Source organism: Turicibacter sanguinis (assembly GCF_013046825.1).
GTDB lineage: Bacteria > Bacillota_I > Bacilli_A > MOL361 > Turicibacteraceae > Turicibacter > Turicibacter sanguinis.
The window spans coordinates 79891-97182 of sequence record NZ_CP053187.1; the positions used below are offsets into that span (position 1 = coordinate 79891).

Sequence of the window (17292 nt, forward strand, 5' to 3'; positions counted from 1 at the left end):
CCTATTGGGAGATTATATGGCCCAATATCGCAAACTTTTTTTAATCCAAAAATAGAAGCATTGCCTAACGCAATGCTTCTATTTTTGGATTAAAGGATATTCTAATTCCATGACGCATATATATGTATATGTCTAAGTCTAAATCAGTTTTGTACAACTGCAAAACTTTTGCCTCTCCTATCAGCGGAGAAGACTGCTTCAAGAGTAGGGGACCCATGGACTATTGGATGTCTTAGTAGTAGAAAGTCCGATGAACTAAGACTTATTCTAAAACTGAAAAGACATTTCTATTTCTGTATAGATAGTCTTAAAAAGGGGGGAATCCTAATGCCAATTTTTCTATACATCGTCATTGCCTACCTCAGTATTTTCATTCATGAATGTGGCCACTATTGTGCAGCTTACCTCTTTGGAGTTAAAGCAACCGATGTGGTAACAGGAATGGGTATCAAAATATTGTCTATTAAAACCGCTCATACTCGCTTTATTTTTAAATTATTTCCGAGTGGTGGTGTAACAATTTATGATTTAACCGATGAAAATAAATTAAATTCCTTTCAACAAATCATCATCCTTCTAGCAGGTAGCACCTTTAATTACATCACAGCCGTTATCGCCTCTACTCTTTATTATCAAACAAACTTAATAGAAGGATTTAAAATTTTGAACCAACTCATTAGCAGATTCATTATCTCCTTAACCTCAATGTTGTCTGTTCATGATTTTTTAATACCGGATACCTCATTCACCGAATCAATCGAAATCATTGCAAATGAAAATACGCTTCAACAGTATGCCCTATTTATTATTTTATTCATGAATGTTTTACTATTTCTTTTCAACCTAATTCCGATTCCCTTTTTTGATGGAGGACAGATTGTATCCATTTTATTAGATCCTTTTTTAATAAAATTTGGACTACATGTAGAGTTATTGGAACAGATTAAAACAATCATTAATCAAGCCGTTGGTTATTTTTTAGTGTTTTTAATCGTCACTCCTTTTTTAACTCGCTGGTATCAAAATATGATGCTCTCAAGTAACCCTAAATCAGAACTTCTAAAATGGATTCTCATTTTGTTAGGTGCCATTTTACTCAAACGCATTTTTAACACCCTAAGTCACCTTGTCCGTTCAAATAAAATATAAAATCAACCATTTTTTGAATAGTTTTACAAATAATTTCTAATAATAAAATTGGTACACTTTCATTGCATCTATTCTTTCCTGTTTCAATACTCCACTTCCATGAAGTGGAGTATTTTTTTATACAAGCGATACCACATAAATATCGCTTTTTACTACTTAATAAAATATTGATTTAATCGAACATCGTATGTAATCGTCTGACTCGTTCCTTTTTCATCAATTATCGTATATTTAATCGTTTTAGTTTCCATATCTTCCATATTTCCACTCTCAGGTCCCGTACAAGAAATAGGCCCAATACTTTCTCGTGCCCCAATCGTATCAACAACCATTAGATTAACATTTTTTCCATTATTCATTTCAAATGTATAAACTAATCCCATGATGGCATAATCAGAATTATTTTTAAGACTTGTCTCAAACACACTTCCACTAGCATTTGAAGGAACCGTTAACGTTGGATTCATAAACTCCAAATCAGTCACGGTAACCTTAGGAGTTTCAGCTGAGAATGCCTCTCCTGGTGTATAAGTATATTTATTTTGATTAACATCATATTCCACAACAGTATGAACCATATTCTCATCATACATATTAATCAAAATCCGCGTCGCTTTCATATCCTCAATACGACCTGAACTTGGACCAAAACATTGAATAAACCCACTAATGTCACCTGATTTTAACGTATCTTGTGTGGAAATCGTTGTATAATTTCCATTACTCAACTCTATATCGATTGAAATCCCTCGTATAATAAACTTTGAATTATTTTTAATTTGAGCTTGATAAATATAATTTCCTTCGCTACGTTGCTCAAGGGTTTGATTAATAAATTCTAACTCATTCACTAAAACATACGAATCATCAGCCCCTCCTCCTGCTTTATTAGCAGAACAACCCATCACTAAACTAAGTGTTGTAAATAAGATGCTAGTACAGACTAAATACTTCACGGACCATCTCTTGAACTTCATAACTTATCATCCTTTATAACAAAAATTGACCGACTCAATAAGTTTTCTCCTATCTAATTGATTATCATTTAACTTACTTTTTGATCGATTAGGCATGCATCTCATAATAAACTCCATTTCTACACAAATTCCTAATCCTGATGAACAGACATCAAGTTTATACCAATAGCAAGAATCCTTATCTCTATAGTTATAGAGTTAGAAATTTTAAGTAAAATTATACGAAACTCACCACTCCTTTTTTTAAAATGATAATCAAAAAAAGGTTAAAATCTAATCTGATTTTAACCTTTTTTCTTTATAATAAACTTCTTCCTGGTATCACATTATACAAACGATACCACTGCTCACGTGTTAACTTAACTTGGGAACCTTCACACACTGCTTTAATTCTCTGTGGGTTTTTCGTGCCAACAATCGGTTGGATTTTAGCGGGATGACGTAGTAACCAAGCCATTAAAATAGCTTCTTGACTCACTCCGAATTCATTGGCATACTCCTTAATGACCTCATGCGCTGCTTGATAAGGAGCCTCTACCTTCTCCTTTGTCAACATCCCCGTTGCAAGTGGTGACCAGGCTTGAATCGTCATATGATTTAATCTCGCATACTCGAGTGTTCCTTGACTTCGATGATCAATCGGATTGGTTAAACTGTTAACATTCATCCCTTCATCAATTAAATTAGCATGAACTAACGATAACTCCATTTGATTCACAATTAAATCTTGTTCAATATAACGTTTTAACAATTCTATTTGATGAGGATTATGATTACTAACCCCAAAATGTCTAACTTTCCCAAGAGCCTGTAATTCACTAAATGCCTGAGCCACCTCTTCTGGCTCAACTAGTGCATCTGGACGATGTAGCAATAAAGAATCTAAATAATCGACCTTCAATCTTTTTAAAATACCATCTACAGAATCAATAATATACTGATAGCTAAAATCATAATGTGGTGCAGAACCTTCCCCTAAACTTCCTTTCAAACGAATTCCACATTTAGATTGAATATAAATCTCTTCTCGCTTAACTAAGTCAGTCTCCCAGATTCCAGAAAAAGCTTCTTCCGACTTTCCATACGTATAGATATCAGCATGATCAAAAAAATTAATTCCTTGCTCTAAGGCCGCTTCAATGGTTACTAAAGCCTGTTTCTTAACCTCATTTGTCAAAGGATTATGAGTCCACTCTCCTCCCATTCCCATACATCCAAGTGCAATCTCTGAGGCATGAATGTTACTATTTCCAATTCGTATCTGCTTCATAACTCCTCCTAAAAAACATAATATCAATCCATTATAACTTATCAACACTTCATTATAAACGTTAACAAAGAAAAATTTTATGATAAAAAAGCCATCAGGGACTTCATCATCTTTTTACTGAAGCCGCAGTAGATAATCATCCATATCTTTTTTTAAAAAGCGCCACTCTCTTCCAACCTTATAGCCTTTTAATCTTCCATCACGAATCATATTATAAATCGTTTGATGACTAACCCGTAACATTTTAGCCACCTCTGGCAGGGTTAAAATTTCAGGACCTTCTTCTTTTTCCTTTAAAGTAACCTCACTTCGTTCATAATCTAGCGTTTCTTTGAACTTCTGTAAAACAAGGGCATCCGTAGACTGTAATATTGTATCCCCACATTTAGGACAAACATAAATCGTGATTCCTTCAATTATCACCGTTAAAGTTCCTAATCCTGATTGAATAGATGTGGTTTTGACCTCAAACTGTTGTGAACACTTCTTGCATACCTTTGACATAAATTCAATCCCTCCTAAAAAATCCATTTCCCCCAATGGATGTGCCTCTTTATAACCATTATAAAGAATAATCAATCCTTATAAGTTATTTTTATTATAACCTAATTTTTACCATTATTAAACAGTAAGACATTAATTAAAAACAAAAATGACACAAAAAATAACTTGACTTTATTCTTGGGTAATAAAAAAAGCATCAGCAAGCTGATACTTTTTCTTCATCTCTAATCTCTCCAACGCTTTAAAGTTTTTAATTGTAAGGGATAAATCTTTTTCAACATCCATTTTTGAAATTTATTAACTGGTGCTTGGTCAATCATTTGAATGACTTGTTTTTTCATATCAGTTAAAGTCATATCTGGCTTTATAAAGCGTCCATTTCGATAACATAAATAACAATATTCTTGCGAAAATGTCCCATTATTTTCATTTCCTAAAATTCTTTCATTCAGTGGTAATCCGCAACTTTGACAAACTTTTTCCAATCTAAAGACATCCCTTCGCATTGTTTTAAGATTTATTTTATCTTAACCATGGTATGGTTCATGATGCTCATGCTGGTGCTCCTCATGATGCTCATGTTCATGATGTTGTTCTTTTTGAAATTGATTCAAACTCGAATTGGATTTATATGGAACACGCCCAGAGGGAATCAACTGAGAAGCTGGACCAACATGATAATCTTGATCATCAAAAAAGATATGGGCATTAAACGCTTTAAGAACTTTATCTTTTGCCACTCCTCCTAAGAAGAACATCTCATCCACTTTACATCCCCATTCACGTAATGTAAGAATAACACGTTTATGAGCCGGTGAATTTCTTGCCGTCACAATTGCAATTTTAACTAAGCTATCATCTTTTTCCTTAATCGTTGATAATGTTTTAAGCAACTTAGCAAATGGGCCTTCATTCATTGCATTTTCAGCATTTGCATTTTCATTTTCAATAAAAGCTGCAAGTCCTTGTTCTTTATAAATTAATTCTGACTCATCTGAGAAAACAACCGCATCAGCATCAAAAGCGATTCGAATCTCTTTTTGGTTAGGTTGATAATCTCTTGGAACATCGTAAACAAGTGCTGCCGCCACTCCATTATCAATCGCATCTTGAACATCATGTTCATTTCTTGATAAAAATAAGTCAATATTAAAAGCGCTCAGATACGGGAGCTTATCTTCTCCTCCCGTAAAAGCAGCACGAACAATATCAAGTTTATATTCTGCAATACTATTAAAGACTCTTAGACCTGTTTCGGGGCTATTACTTGATAAAATAATAACCTCAACAATAGGGTAATCAAATTTATCATTCAAACTTAACAATGCCTCAATCAATGGAAATGCCGTTCCTTTTTCTAAAACAGTATTTTCATTCTCAATTTGGTAACGATGATACGCCTCAATTCCTTCCGTTTCAAAAATCTGATTTTCATGCTCTAAATTAAAAAGAGCACGACTTGAAATTGCAACGACTAATTTATCCTGTAAATCATACGCCATTCTCTTCACCTCAATCAATAAACTTACGTTTCACTATCATATTAGATGTGGATAACTTTAATACTTCCATTATATAGATTTAAGAAACGCTTTTCAACAAAGGACAGTAAACTATTTCCTCTCACCTTTATAATTTATATGTCTTTAATCGAATTTATTCTAAAACCAACAAAAAAAGTCATAGTTCTCCATTAGTAGATTGCTATGACTTCTCCTCTTCATCACTCGTCTCTTTAATACCTTATATTTTAAATTAAGGCTCTGTTTTAAAATAGTGTTGATATTTCACACAGAATTTGCATAACTAACTCTTAAATTATCCATTATAATATTATTAGAACATATGTTTGAGGAGTTTTATCTATGCCAAAAGCAGTTATTTTAGCACTTTTAAAGCGAGTAGCATCCAATGATTTACCAGAAATCTTAGTTGAAGTTGAAAAAGGAATCTTTAAATCCGATTTGTCTAAACTTCAAAATGAGATTCAAGAAACCAGGTACTCATCAGGGCAGTATAAATGCCCTTTTTGTCATGACGACCATATCGTAAAGAATGGTAAAGCAAAAGGAAATCAACGTTATCTCTGTCGCAACTGCGGAAAATCATTTAGCCAACAAACTCAAACACCAACTGCTTATTCAAAGAAAGAAACAAAAGTATGGATTGACTATATTGAATGTATGATTAAGGGATATAGCTTACGCCGTTGTGCATGGGAATGTAATATCAATCTCGCCACAGCCTTTTTTTGGCGACACAAAATTTTAGACGCTCTTAGCTCATTCATGGGAGCAGGAGAAGTTGATGGATTGGTTGAAGCGGACGAATGCTATCTCCGTTATAGCTACAAAGGAAATCATTCTAAAAGCAAACGGTTTACAATGCCAAGACCACCCCGTAAACGAGGTGGAGAGTCTGTTGGCAAGCGTGGATTATCAAGTGAACAGGTCTGTATTGGAACGGCATTAGATAGAACAGGTAATATTTTAATTGGAATGATAGGAACAGGACGAGTGAAATATGATAACCTAAAACGTTTCTTTGAAGGTCGTATTGCATCCCATTCTATTTTGTGTACGGATAGCGCTCATGGATATGGAAAATTAGCTAAAGAATTAGATTTAGAACATAAGGCAGTTCCATCAGGAAAATATATGAAAGGTATTTATCATATTCAACACATCAATGCTTTTCATAGTAATTTTAAAGCTTTCCTACAAAAGTTTAGAGGAGTATCAACTAAGCATCTATATAGTTATTTAATGTGGTTCAAGTGGATTGAGCTTTTTAAGGATGAAAAAGAACTTCTAAAAATTCAGAAAGCTTATGTGCAATCACAAGCAAGTTATTGTGTAGTATCTAATGAAATGATTCGAGAAAGAAGAGCTAATTTTATTATGTAAAGACTAATACATTAGTTTGTTGTTAAAAAATGGAATAAGATATATAATAGAAAACAGGAGGTGATTGGAATGAAGAAGTTACTTATGCTTTCAATGTTGTTATCATTCGTTCTTGTCGGTTGTGGTAAACCAACTAATATGACTGAATTGTTAAATTACAAGGGGTCTTTCGTTGGTGATAATTCTGCTGTTGGTCATATTATAGAGCTATTGCCAGCTCATGAGTATTTAGATGGATTTGAATTACAAACAAGTCAAGAACCATATGAGGTGACGATTAATTACAAATCATTTGATGAGGCTACTGTTGAGTTAGAAGATGGTTCAACGTCAAAAGTTGCATTAAACGAGGTATTACAAGGAAACTCAATGATTATCTTATCTCTCGTTACAAATGCAGAAATTGTAAATTTTAATATCGGAGACCAAGAAACGATAACCTTTGATAGAACGACATTATCTGAAAATTATGGAAATGATTTAGAAAGTATTTCAGAAGATGTATCATCTTTACAAAATTTTATAAACACTTATACCGTTAAGTAATAAAAAGCTGTTCAACTATTTGAACAGCTTTTTATTATTGTTAAAATCAACATTTACTTAAAACACAGCGTAAATTAATAACCTATCTAGAACCAGACATATTTTTTTCCTATCAATGAGCATAGTAGATTCCAGATGTAACATAAATCACTTCAAAAGTACAATCGTATCATTCTTCCCGCTAGTAAACGATTCCCTTCTCATCTACTCCATAAAATTAAAGTTACTCAACGATAAAAAACTTATCTGGACTTCTATCGTTTATTAATTTTCCTTTTTATATTCATTTAAACGTTGAAGCAAAGCGTTAAAATCATTAAATACTAAATGACGTCCATATCGGATAAATAATTCAACAGGTAACTCACCTTGAACTTTTTTCACTTCAGGTAAGTTAAGGGTTAAGGGTGCAAAACCTACCTCATATCCTTCATCACTTGAGGTGATGGTTACAACTAACTTATTTTCAAGTGCTAGGTCTCGCTTCGACTCTATAAATTTAGAACAAATCCCTAAAATTTCATCATCTGTCAAATATCCCTGATGATAAAAATCTAACTTCTCTGTTTCATTATTTTTTAAATAAACGCGATTATCATTAGTAATTAACAATACGTCATTCAATAGTCTCCTCTCCTCTCATTTTATCTTCCTTTAAATATATGTAATGGGTTTCTTTTTTATGTTACTTCAAATTAAAAATCAATATTTAAAATACGAGGAGTTGGCTTCGTCCGTATCAAAGAATCTTGCCTCTCCCCCTCTATATAAACCGTAAGATCAAAAAGGCGGCAAACATCTTCAGTCCCTCCCATACCTAAAAAGCAGACTTCATTAACTTTACATTGAGATAATTTAAATAAATCTTTCACCCAAGATTCAACACTATAGCACCTTGTCGTTAGTAAAGCCACCTTAAAGTTAGCAAATAACTTTTGCCAAAATCCAAATACAGGTAGTATTTTTCCAAAGGCATCGCACATTCCCTCTTTTGCAAACAACCGATGATCGAGCGCCACCTTGAACTCATGGGTTGTTGTCACTCCTAAAGAAACTAAACCAGCTAAAATATTCATCTTCTGGGTCTCCTGAACCAAATTTAAGTCAGAAGAGAAAAATAAGTCAACCTTTAAAGCTGCTAAATAATCTAAAATCGAGGTACGATTAGATAAAATGACATTATCAATTTCTAACTTATAATAAGCTAAACTTTCAAAAATACAATCAGATATTTCAGGAGGACTATCTGATATAATCATCACGTCAACAAACGATAGATTAGCGCATAAAAGTTGCTCAATAAAAGAAAAAAGGGGACCTTTATCAAACACCTCATTTGCATTATGATACACAAAAATACGATCACTCTGATCAGTCATCGTTTGAATTTTCTTTAACTTAGGCTTAAATATCGCACTTAAAGAAATTGCCACCACTACTTTCTCCATTTTTCTCTCCCCCAGCTAATCGTATCTTATTATATGAATTTAATAATCACTTTATTACTTTTGTTCTCGCATAATAAAAAGCTTTCTAAAGATTTAGAAAGCTTTTTATCTATCCTATTTTTCAAATGTATCGCAACTTGCTGTATCTGTATTAATTTGTACGGCATCAGCATGACAACAATTTTTATCGTTATGTTTACAATGACATGCACTGCATTTAATATCATTAACTGTCGCTTTGTGTGACGTATTACTAAACTCTGATCCAAATTCAACATCACCAACAAGCCCTTGATCAGCAAAACTTTTACATAACGTTTCATCCGTTACCGTTGCTTGCGCGCCACGAACATTCACAACACTTGCATAACAATTTCCTTGATTATCATTATGCACACAATTATGCGCACCACATTTAATTGACATATGATAGACCTCCCTTTTATCACAATTGTTTCTCTTGTATCATTCCTCAAATTTAATCAAACTATTCTCGTGTTACTCGACATTTTTCAAAACAAAAAGACATTTTGCTTTTCAAATAAAAATTTTCATGCTAAAATAAGTTCAACTTTTATTGCTTAAGCCTTTTTATTAACATTTTAGTAGGTCTAGCATTAAAATAAAAGGATTATTGTAGGAAACGACTAGAAAGAGTCGTTGTGTAGGACAGTAGGAGGAATTAAATATGAGTCAAGAATTATCATCGACAAAGCGCGATGGGTTTTCGTCACGCTTTGGAATCATTGCAGCTGCTGCTGGTTCAGCTGTAGGACTAGGGAACATTTGGAAATTCCCTTATATTGTAGGTGAAAATGGGGGATCAGCCTTCATTTTAGTTTACTTAATTGCGATTTTATTAGTTGGGATGCCAGTTTTATTAGCAGAATTTATTATCGGACGTCGTGGACAATCAAATGCCGTTCGATCGTTTAAAAAAATTGCCCCTAAAACACCTTGGTTCGGTATCGGATGGATGGGAATCGTTGCTGCCTTCATGATTTTAGGCTTCTATACCGTTATTGCAGGGTATACGATTCATTACTTTATTTTAACAGTGACTAACGGATTTGCCGGTATGACTTCTGATCAAATTGCCAACACGTATCAAGCATTCTCAACAAGTAGTGTTGCGCCAATTGTTTATACCATCATCTTTATTTTACTATCATTAGCTATTTTATTCGGTGGTGTTAAAGAAGGAATTGAAAAATACAGTAAAATTTTAATGCCTGGATTAGTTGGAATTATCATTTTATTAGTAATTCGCGCCGTTACCTTACCTGGAGCAAGTGAAGGAATTGAATTCTTACTAAAACCAAACTTCAGTGAATTATCGATGTCAGCTGTTCTAGATGCATTAGGTCACTCATTCTTCTCCTTAAGCGTCGGAATGGGAACGATGTTAACATATGGTTCATACATTAATAAAAAAGAAAACTTAGCAGTTACAACAGCTTCTATCGCAGTTGCAGATACAGTGATTGCCTTATTAGCTGGTCTAGCAATTTTCCCGGCTGTATTTGCTTTTGGAATTGATCCAACTGCTGGTCCTGGTCTAGTTTTCATCACATTACCAAACGTCTTCTTACAAATGCCTGGTGGAACAATTTTTGGAGCCTTATTCTTCTTCTTATTATTCATTGCCGCTTTAACATCTGTTGTGTCAATCTTTGAGGTTATTATTGCCTATGTGACAGAAGAGCTGAAATTTAGCCGTCGTAAAGCAATGGGATTAACAGCTATTACAGTTGTTTTTATCTCAAGCTTATGCGCTTTATCAAACACACCAGATTCAAGCCTTATTTTCGCAGGAAAATCACTATTTGATTGGATGGATGTACTAACAGCTAATGTATTACTTCCAATTGGTGGATTATTAATCATTATTTTCTTAGGATTTATTTTCAAGCGTGATCAATTAGAAGATGAATTAAAACAAGGATCTAAATCAATTAAAACAACGATGGCCTATATTACTATTACAAAATATATAGCACCAGTTGCGATTGCTATTGTCTTCTTATATGGACTTGGTATTATTAATTTCTAATAAAAAAAGTTCTCGAAATTCGAGAACTTTTTTTATTGCGGTTCTTTAACAAATGATAAATCTGCTAATCGAATACATCCTTGACTACTTTGATTAAATAATAAATTAATTTGTTTAATCTTCGTTAAATCAACCTCTTTGAATTGATTTAAAACAAGACGCTCATTATATAAAACCTGTTCATTTGTTCCCATTAGAACTAATTCCTCAATCGAATTGATACTAGCATTTGAGGTTTGATTTTGTTCATCAATTAACTCAATTTCAAAAGATTGAGTGGCTAATTGATTTTGAATGACTTCACCGCTCATCACTTCATTTGATAATTGATTACTTAAATACAAAGAAATCGCATCATAGTGACTCAAATCCCGACTTCCTTTTGGAATTTCAATCGAAAGGCTCGCATTAGTATCATCCCACTTCATCAAAAAGCTCGTCGTTCCATCTGTTGTTCGTTCAATATTGATATCATTTGCAATAATTTTACCACCTAATGTATTCACCGTTGGATTAGATTCAATTTGAGCATTTATCAACATCATCGTATTCGGTACTGTTAAACTTGTTCTCACTTCAGCACCATACAGTGTTTTTGGCATCATTTCTAAAACGGTAAATCCACTTCCAATAGGCGAGCTATCAAAAACACTCTGTAGAAAATCAACAATGTACTGACTGACAAACTCTACATTATTTTCAAAGTTTAGGACTGATTCTAATTCCGAATCTGCTACATTAAAATCGTCAAATTTTCCTGCTTTAACATACACCAATGAAGTCATCGATTTACGAGCTTTCTCCTGACGATAATCTTCATATAATGCTTTACCAACTAAATGTTCATCTTCATTATATTCAGATAACATGATAGCGGTCGGAACATCAGGATATGAAAGTTCTTTATAATTAGTGTCTACTGGATCAATCAATAAAAGGCCTGCAAGGCTTAATTGTTGTTTATACTCTTGATCAAGTGCAATCTTATATACATTTGTTGTACTTTTTCCATGACCAATCATCACCACTTTTGCTAAACTGCCTTTATTCGTGAGCTCTACTCCAAACTCATCATTTTCACCAAGTAATGATTGACTTAAACGTTGACGATATTCATCAAAAACAGACTTCAACATCTCTTCATCGTATCCCTCAATAGAACTTAGCTCAGATAAATCTAAATGAATCGCCAAACAATTAGTGCTTCCAATCGCTGCTAAGATCTCATCATAAGCTCTCGAAACACCCTCTTTGGCATTCAAATCCGAAAAAATAAAGACAATCGGGTACTCTCCTTCAACTTCTGGAACAACTAAACTTCCCTTAAGAGGAATTTGAATTAAATTTGATTCATCTTTCAGTGTCATTTCACCTAAGTCAAAGGATAAAATAGACGCATCCATTTGTGTATTAAAGTTTGAATTATTTTGAACCCCAACAGGAGATATCGATTCAACTGTATCCACCAATGACGTGTCCTCCTGATTGAAATAAAATAAACTACCAAAAACCATAGCCACAAATACTATACCTGAAATAGCTATACCAAAAATCCATTTTATTTTCATCTATATTTAGCCTCCTTGAGAACTATTTATCACTATTTATTTTATTGTGAGACAAAAAATGGAATTTAAACAAAAAAAGTAAAAAAATAAAAGATGATTTCAAAAAATGAAATCATCTTTTTCAATTATGCTTGTAAAATCGTGCGAACTTCTAAAATTCCTCCCACAATACTGTCTTCAAATCGATTTCTAAAACTAACCGTCACTTTATATTTTCCATCCTCATTCGGTTTAACATTTGCTAATAAATCAGATGAAATCGGATAAACCACATCTACTACCTCTACGTTTTTCGTGGCCATTAATCTCTCGGTTTGAATCAATTCATCATTCACCAAAAGATCAAAAACACGTTTGACAGGCTCCAAATTCTCACCATTTAATCCAAAGTAAGAAACAAGTAAAGCCATCTTCTCGTTTGGTATGACTTCCATTTCATAACTAAAACTTCCATCTATTCCACGTGCATCTCGCCACCACATATTTACATCTGCTAAATAACCCGCGTAAGATTCAACTGATTTAAACTGATGCTCAATCTCAGACTGCTGTTCTCCCGTTTTAACAAGATCAACCGTCTGATCAAATAACAACTCATCGCGACTTAACGTTTCATCGCCCAAATTCAAAAATTCCTCTGACCTATACTTCGAAAAATAAATCGTATATCGCTCATGATGAATGGCATAAAAAGGCTTAAGTGTAAAACTAACATCTCCTGGCTTTGCATTTGGTGCAGTCTTAAATGTTAATGTCTTTTGATTAACAAGTTCAATCCATTGATTCAAATCTTGATAATCCGTCACAATTTTAGGGACCCTAATCGTTTGTTGCGTCATTAACGATAAGTGGTCAGGTACAATATCACAAGCAGGGAAATGCTCACAACCAAGTACCGCTGCTAAAACAACGGGCCCATACATAAACGAAACCTTATGCGGATCATCCATCGACACATACTCATGAAGCCCCATTGGTAGGACAATCTCAATCTCATCATCTGCATGAAATGTATCAGAAATCATTAAATAGCCTTGCCCATTCGCTTCATAACTTTGACCTTTGAACCTTACTTCTATCGGTGCATTTAACCAATAAGGCACACGAATTTTAACATTTAAAAACAGCTGATTTGCTTCCTCAAAAACAAGTTTTACTACATTTGAAATAGGAAAATCTGTTTGAAGCACTACTTTTAACTGCTCATCCTCTTTTACAAAACTTGAAGCCATAAATAAATTCACATAAAAATCTTCATCTTCTTTAAAGAAAATATGGTGCGTATAACGACCTGGATTCTCCATTCCAGTTCCCGTACAACACCAAAACGAATCTTCCTTTGTTCCATAAACTTTAAAATGTCCTGGATAATTTGAGGTAAAATAAATTTTACATCCTGTATGCGGATCTTGTGATGCTAAAATATGGTTATACGTAGCACGTTCAATAAAATCTATATATTTAGAATCTTTCGTCCATTTAAATAAATACTTCGCCAACTTAATCATATTATACGTATTACACGTTTCAGCTGCTTCACGCGATAATGCTTCTGTATCACTTGGTCCAAAATGTTCACCACTTGAATTTCCACCGATTACATAAGAGCGATGCAAAACCACCGTCTCAAAGAAAAACTTTGCCACACGATAATAATAGTCATCACCTGTTACTTCATATAACTTAGCAGCACCTAACACCTTTGGAATCTGTGTATTGGCATGACGACCTTGTAAATCATCAACCCCTGCAGCTAATGGATCCATAATTAGATGTTGCGTAAATCGCTTCGCTAAATAAAGGTATCGCTCATCCTGGGTGATTTCATATAATTCGGCCATCACCTCATTCATACCACCGTACTCACAAATCAACATCCGTTGAAATTGTTCATCACTCATCAGCCGACTGCCCTCATAAGCCCAATCTGCTAACTTTTTTAAAATATTCAACGCTTCTACATTTTTTCCAATCTGATAAGCATCCATTAACCCTGCATATATCTTGTGAATCGAATACCAAGGTACCCAGTAATGACTCAAACTAAAATGATCAACATGAAACTCCCCTGTAAAAACTTGTTCAAATGGTGTACTTAAAAATCCACCTAAGTACCCGTCTGCTCGTTGCAATAGAGAAAATGTTTCAATAATATAGTCCATACGCTCTTTAAGCTCTAAATCTTTGGTCGCCTCATACATACAAGTAAGTGCCGATAAATAATGGCCAATGGAATGACCTTTAATCTCTAAACTTTCCCATCCTCCATAGCTTGGTTTAGGTGGGATTTGAGATGCTCCCTCATAAATCGGTGCTAACAAACGCTCAACATCTAAATCCAGTAAGTACTGCTTTCCCACTGCTTGCGAGATTTCAAATAAAGAATCCTTTTCTAACCTTACAAATTCCGAACTCATTCCTTCCTCTCCCATCCACTTTTAAATCCGCTTTCAATCATATAAAAACAAAAAATGTACTTACAACATCAATCGTTATAAGTACAACTTAATTATAAGTTTAACCACTTATTCTGTAAATATTTTCTAAATCGTATCTTTCAAAACACTGTCATTAAACTTCAAAATGCATTCGATAACAACTTTCACGACGTCCCATTTCTTCAACAACCAATTTTCGAGCTAATATTTTGAGTCTATTATTATAACAATCAATCATTTGATCTCCCAATGTTAATAAAGCCTCAATATTTTCTTTTGAAATATTGTCCATCTGATGACTGACATGATTGGCCTCTAATTCCGGATCAATCCTTATATATTGATCTTTTATCCCATTTGAAGCGTATAATCGACTTAACTGATGATGAACTGTCTGTGAGCCTGCCGATCCGTAAATAGATAACGCTGGTATCGCCCATTGAATATCTCCCCAATTTCTAGCCTTTTCATATTCATAACTAATCTCTTTCGACCCTGTTCCAAGAGAAAAAATCAAAATATCCTCTTCACTCGGATTAAATGGAAACTTACAGGCCTCTATAAACGCACATAAAGCTGGGTTATTAGCAAACATTCCCCCATCAATTAAAGCTAACTCTCCCCGTAACACATCACTAATTTTAGCCACTGGAAAATAAGTTGGCGCAGCTGTACTTCCCCTAACAACCTCACGGACCAAGAAATTAAACGATTCATCTCGATAAGCATTCATCTGATTAAAAAACATTGCCTCTCCTGAGACAATATTATATGCCGGAATCAAACAAGGCTTAACTAAGTCTTCCATCCGCGTCTCACCTAAATACTCTTCTAATAAATGTTCTAAATAATGAGGTAAATATTTAGGTCCAATCAAACCAAAACCACTACTAATTCGACTCCAAATTGTTTTTTCAAAAATATAAATTCCCTCATTCACATATAAGTCTAAAATCTGTTGGGCACTATATTTTGATTTTGTTGATCCCGGTCTTTCAGGGCATAAATAAAGACTCGTTAAAATTGCCCCCGTACTCGTCCCGGCAATCAGATCAAAATAATCACTAATGTGAGCCTCTTGATTCCCGCTATAAAATTTTAGTAATTCCTCCAGCCGAATCAGCAGTTTAGCAGGAATAATCCCTCTAATTCCTCCACCATCAATTGAAAGAACTCGAATCATATTCGGCATAATCATCCCTCCATTATTCCTTCTTACTTTAATATATGAGATGAGATGAGAAGAAAATAAAATTCGAAGAAAAAATACCCTCTTTTCGCAAATAAAAAAAGGCCTACTGGCCTTTCATCTCATTAAGCGCTGACTTTTGAAGCTTTTGATTTCGTATAAACGTCAAAGAAGACTGCAATCAATAATACAAATCCTTTAATTGCTTATTAATAATCAATCTACTTTCAGCTCTCATTATCTTTCACAAGAACATGACCATTACTAGAGTCGAATTATCTTAAATTCTACTCTTTATGATATCAATTCCCCACTAATCTTACAGTTCAAATAAACTTATCACAAATACTGTCTATTCATCACCTAAAAATAAAAAAACCAGGACAAAATCCTAGTTTCAAATCATATTCATCTTTACTATTTTACGACTTACATCTTTAGACATAAAAAAAAGATATCCATTTGGATACCATAATCATCATATTTGGTGCGGGTGACAGGAGTTGAACCTGCACACCAAAGGTACTAGAGCCTAAATCTAGCGCGTCTGCCAATTCCGCCACACCCGCATATCATTATTATAGCAAATTTTTAATAAAAATCAATACCATAATGACTCAAAATAAAAAAATGGTGTCCTGCAGAGGACTCGAACCTCTGACCCTCTGATTAAAAGTCAGATGCTCTACCAACTGAGCTAGCAGGACACATTTAGAAATATAAAATTACTTTTATTTAATGGCTGGGCTAGCTGGATTCGAACCAGCGCATGACGGAGTCAAAGTCCGTTGCCTTACCGCTTGGCTATAGCCCAATATGATTTTAGTTTCTTATTAATGGTGGAGGATGACGGGCTCGAACCGCCGACCCTCTGCTTGTAAGGCAGATGCTCTCCCAGCTGAGCTAATCCTCCAACTGAATGGTGCCGAAAGCAGGACTTGAACCCGCAACCTACTGATTACAAGTCAGTTGCTCTACCAATTGAGCTATTTCGGCACTAATAAATGGTGACCCGTACGGGATTCGAACCCGTGTATGCATGCGTGAAAGGCATGTGTGTTAAACCGCTTCACCAACGGGCCATTCCGTTAACAACTTACTCATATATAATATCACGCCTGTCGAATCCTGTCAACAATTTTTATTAGTTTTTTTGCCGAATAACTAACAAATATATTATGACCTACTTTAATTTAAATATACTCAAATATTTACTTAAAAATAAAAACCTTGATAAAATTTTC

15 protein-coding genes and 6 tRNA genes are annotated in these 17292 nt (G+C 34.1%); 4 read left to right on the plus strand and 17 right to left on the minus strand.

The window, feature by feature from the left end:
* Nucleotides 1–327: 327 nt before the first annotated feature.
* Complete coding sequence (locus tag HLK68_RS00360) at nucleotides 328–1149, plus strand: site-2 protease family protein (protein WP_132942915.1); 822 nt, start codon at nucleotides 328–330, stop codon at nucleotides 1147–1149.
* 152 nt (nucleotides 1150–1301) lie between these two features.
* Here HLK68_RS00360 and HLK68_RS00365 read toward each other — a convergent pair whose 3' ends face one another.
* The 5 genes from HLK68_RS00365 to HLK68_RS00385 all read right to left on the minus strand — a co-directional run bounded on the left by HLK68_RS00365 (nucleotide 1302) and on the right by HLK68_RS00385 (nucleotide 5402).
* Nucleotides 1302–2126: a hypothetical protein gene (locus HLK68_RS00365; protein WP_129821268.1), complete on the minus strand. Its 825-nt coding sequence runs from the start codon at nucleotides 2124–2126 to the stop codon at nucleotides 1302–1304.
* Between the two features lie 298 nt (nucleotides 2127–2424).
* Nucleotides 2425–3396, minus strand: a complete 972-nt coding sequence (locus tag HLK68_RS00370) for an aldo/keto reductase (RefSeq protein ID WP_006784279.1) — start codon at nucleotides 3394–3396, stop codon at nucleotides 2425–2427.
* Nucleotides 3397–3510: 114 nt separating this feature from the next.
* Nucleotides 3511–3900, minus strand: coding sequence for a helix-turn-helix domain-containing protein (locus tag HLK68_RS00375; RefSeq protein ID WP_006784278.1), 390 nt, complete (start codon nucleotides 3898–3900; stop codon nucleotides 3511–3513).
* A gap of 224 nt (nucleotides 3901–4124) precedes the next feature.
* Nucleotides 4125–4385: a zinc ribbon domain-containing protein gene (locus HLK68_RS00380; RefSeq protein WP_006784277.1), complete on the minus strand. Its 261-nt coding sequence runs from the start codon at nucleotides 4383–4385 to the stop codon at nucleotides 4125–4127.
* Between the two features lie 42 nt (nucleotides 4386–4427).
* Complete coding sequence (locus tag HLK68_RS00385; RefSeq protein ID WP_006784276.1) at nucleotides 4428–5402, minus strand: 5'-nucleotidase; 975 nt, start codon at nucleotides 5400–5402, stop codon at nucleotides 4428–4430.
* A 363-nt stretch (nucleotides 5403–5765) separates the two neighbouring features.
* Between HLK68_RS00385 and HLK68_RS00390 the strand changes: the two genes are divergently transcribed.
* Together HLK68_RS00390 and HLK68_RS00395 are read left to right on the plus strand one after the other, a co-directional pair.
* On the plus strand, nucleotides 5766–6806 hold the full coding sequence (locus HLK68_RS00390; protein WP_132942916.1) for an IS1595 family transposase: 1041 nt from the start codon (nucleotides 5766–5768) through the stop codon (nucleotides 6804–6806).
* Nucleotides 6807–6875: 69 nt separating this feature from the next.
* Nucleotides 6876–7352 carry a DUF4825 domain-containing protein gene (locus HLK68_RS00395; protein WP_132942917.1) on the plus strand — a complete coding sequence of 159 codons (477 nt, stop codon included), beginning with the start codon at nucleotides 6876–6878 and terminating at the stop codon, nucleotides 7350–7352.
* Nucleotides 7353–7616: 264 nt separating this feature from the next.
* Here HLK68_RS00395 and HLK68_RS00400 read toward each other — a convergent pair whose 3' ends face one another.
* From HLK68_RS00400 to HLK68_RS00410, 3 genes are all read right to left on the minus strand, one after another.
* Nucleotides 7617–7976 (minus strand): hypothetical protein, encoded by a 360-nt coding sequence (locus HLK68_RS00400; RefSeq protein ID WP_006784275.1) that lies wholly within the window; start codon nucleotides 7974–7976, stop codon nucleotides 7617–7619.
* 71 nt (nucleotides 7977–8047) lie between these two features.
* Nucleotides 8048–8800, minus strand: a complete 753-nt coding sequence (locus HLK68_RS00405; protein WP_006784274.1) for a 5'-nucleotidase — start codon at nucleotides 8798–8800, stop codon at nucleotides 8048–8050.
* Between the two features lie 114 nt (nucleotides 8801–8914).
* Complete coding sequence (locus HLK68_RS00410) at nucleotides 8915–9226, minus strand: DUF1540 domain-containing protein (RefSeq protein ID WP_006784273.1); 312 nt, start codon at nucleotides 9224–9226, stop codon at nucleotides 8915–8917.
* Between the two features lie 262 nt (nucleotides 9227–9488).
* Here HLK68_RS00410 and HLK68_RS00415 point away from each other — a divergent pair, with 262 nt between their 5' ends.
* A complete protein-coding gene (locus tag HLK68_RS00415; protein WP_006784272.1) occupies nucleotides 9489–10853 on the plus strand; it encodes a sodium-dependent transporter in 1365 nt (454 codons plus the stop codon).
* A 32-nt stretch (nucleotides 10854–10885) separates the two neighbouring features.
* Here the strand turns inward: HLK68_RS00415 and HLK68_RS00420 are convergent, their stop codons facing one another.
* The 9 genes from HLK68_RS00420 to HLK68_RS00460 all read right to left on the minus strand — a co-directional run bounded on the left by HLK68_RS00420 (nucleotide 10886) and on the right by HLK68_RS00460 (nucleotide 17130).
* Nucleotides 10886–12421 (minus strand): poly(ethylene terephthalate) hydrolase family protein, encoded by a 1536-nt coding sequence (locus HLK68_RS00420; RefSeq protein WP_055163545.1) that lies wholly within the window; start codon nucleotides 12419–12421, stop codon nucleotides 10886–10888.
* A gap of 125 nt (nucleotides 12422–12546) precedes the next feature.
* Nucleotides 12547–14838 carry a beta-L-arabinofuranosidase domain-containing protein gene (locus tag HLK68_RS00425; protein WP_132942918.1) on the minus strand — a complete coding sequence of 764 codons (2292 nt, stop codon included), beginning with the start codon at nucleotides 14836–14838 and terminating at the stop codon, nucleotides 12547–12549.
* Nucleotides 14839–14992: 154 nt separating this feature from the next.
* A complete protein-coding gene (locus tag HLK68_RS00430) occupies nucleotides 14993–16051 on the minus strand; it encodes a patatin-like phospholipase family protein (RefSeq protein WP_055163539.1) in 1059 nt (352 codons plus the stop codon).
* Nucleotides 16052–16533: 482 nt separating this feature from the next.
* Nucleotides 16534–16617 (minus strand) — tRNA-Leu (locus HLK68_RS00435).
* A gap of 62 nt (nucleotides 16618–16679) precedes the next feature.
* Nucleotides 16680–16755: transfer RNA gene (locus HLK68_RS00440), tRNA-Lys, on the minus strand.
* A gap of 32 nt (nucleotides 16756–16787) precedes the next feature.
* A tRNA-Gln gene (locus HLK68_RS00445) sits at nucleotides 16788–16862 on the minus strand.
* Between the two features lie 23 nt (nucleotides 16863–16885).
* Nucleotides 16886–16961, minus strand: a tRNA-Val gene (locus HLK68_RS00450).
* 7 nt (nucleotides 16962–16968) lie between these two features.
* Nucleotides 16969–17044: transfer RNA gene (locus HLK68_RS00455), tRNA-Thr, on the minus strand.
* A 9-nt stretch (nucleotides 17045–17053) separates the two neighbouring features.
* Nucleotides 17054–17130, minus strand: a tRNA-Glu gene (locus tag HLK68_RS00460).
* Nucleotides 17131–17292 lie beyond the last annotated feature (162 nt).

Coding starts and splice junctions, on each gene's coding strand:
- HLK68_RS00360 (WP_132942915.1), top strand. CDS start 328: ATGCCAATTTTTCTATACATCGTCATTGCCTACCTCAGTATTTTCATT.
- HLK68_RS00365 (WP_129821268.1), bottom strand. CDS start 2,126: ATGAAGTTCAAGAGATGGTCCGTGAAGTATTTAGTCTGTACTAGCATC.
- HLK68_RS00370 (WP_006784279.1), bottom strand. CDS start 3,396: ATGAAGCAGATACGAATTGGAAATAGTAACATTCATGCCTCAGAGATT.
- HLK68_RS00375 (WP_006784278.1), bottom strand. CDS start 3,900: ATGTCAAAGGTATGCAAGAAGTGTTCACAACAGTTTGAGGTCAAAACC.
- HLK68_RS00385 (WP_006784276.1), bottom strand. CDS start 5,402: ATGGCGTATGATTTACAGGATAAATTAGTCGTTGCAATTTCAAGTCGT.
- HLK68_RS00390 (WP_132942916.1), top strand. CDS start 5,766: ATGCCAAAAGCAGTTATTTTAGCACTTTTAAAGCGAGTAGCATCCAAT.
- HLK68_RS00395 (WP_132942917.1), top strand. CDS start 6,876: ATGAAGAAGTTACTTATGCTTTCAATGTTGTTATCATTCGTTCTTGTC.
- HLK68_RS00405 (WP_006784274.1), bottom strand. CDS start 8,800: ATGGAGAAAGTAGTGGTGGCAATTTCTTTAAGTGCGATATTTAAGCCT.
- HLK68_RS00410 (WP_006784273.1), bottom strand. CDS start 9,226: ATGTCAATTAAATGTGGTGCGCATAATTGTGTGCATAATGATAATCAA.
- HLK68_RS00415 (WP_006784272.1), top strand. CDS start 9,489: ATGAGTCAAGAATTATCATCGACAAAGCGCGATGGGTTTTCGTCACGC.
- HLK68_RS00420 (WP_055163545.1), bottom strand. CDS start 12,421: ATGAAAATAAAATGGATTTTTGGTATAGCTATTTCAGGTATAGTATTT.
- HLK68_RS00425 (WP_132942918.1), bottom strand. CDS start 14,838: ATGAGTTCGGAATTTGTAAGGTTAGAAAAGGATTCTTTATTTGAAATC.
- HLK68_RS00430 (WP_055163539.1), bottom strand. CDS start 16,051: ATGCCGAATATGATTCGAGTTCTTTCAATTGATGGTGGAGGAATTAGA.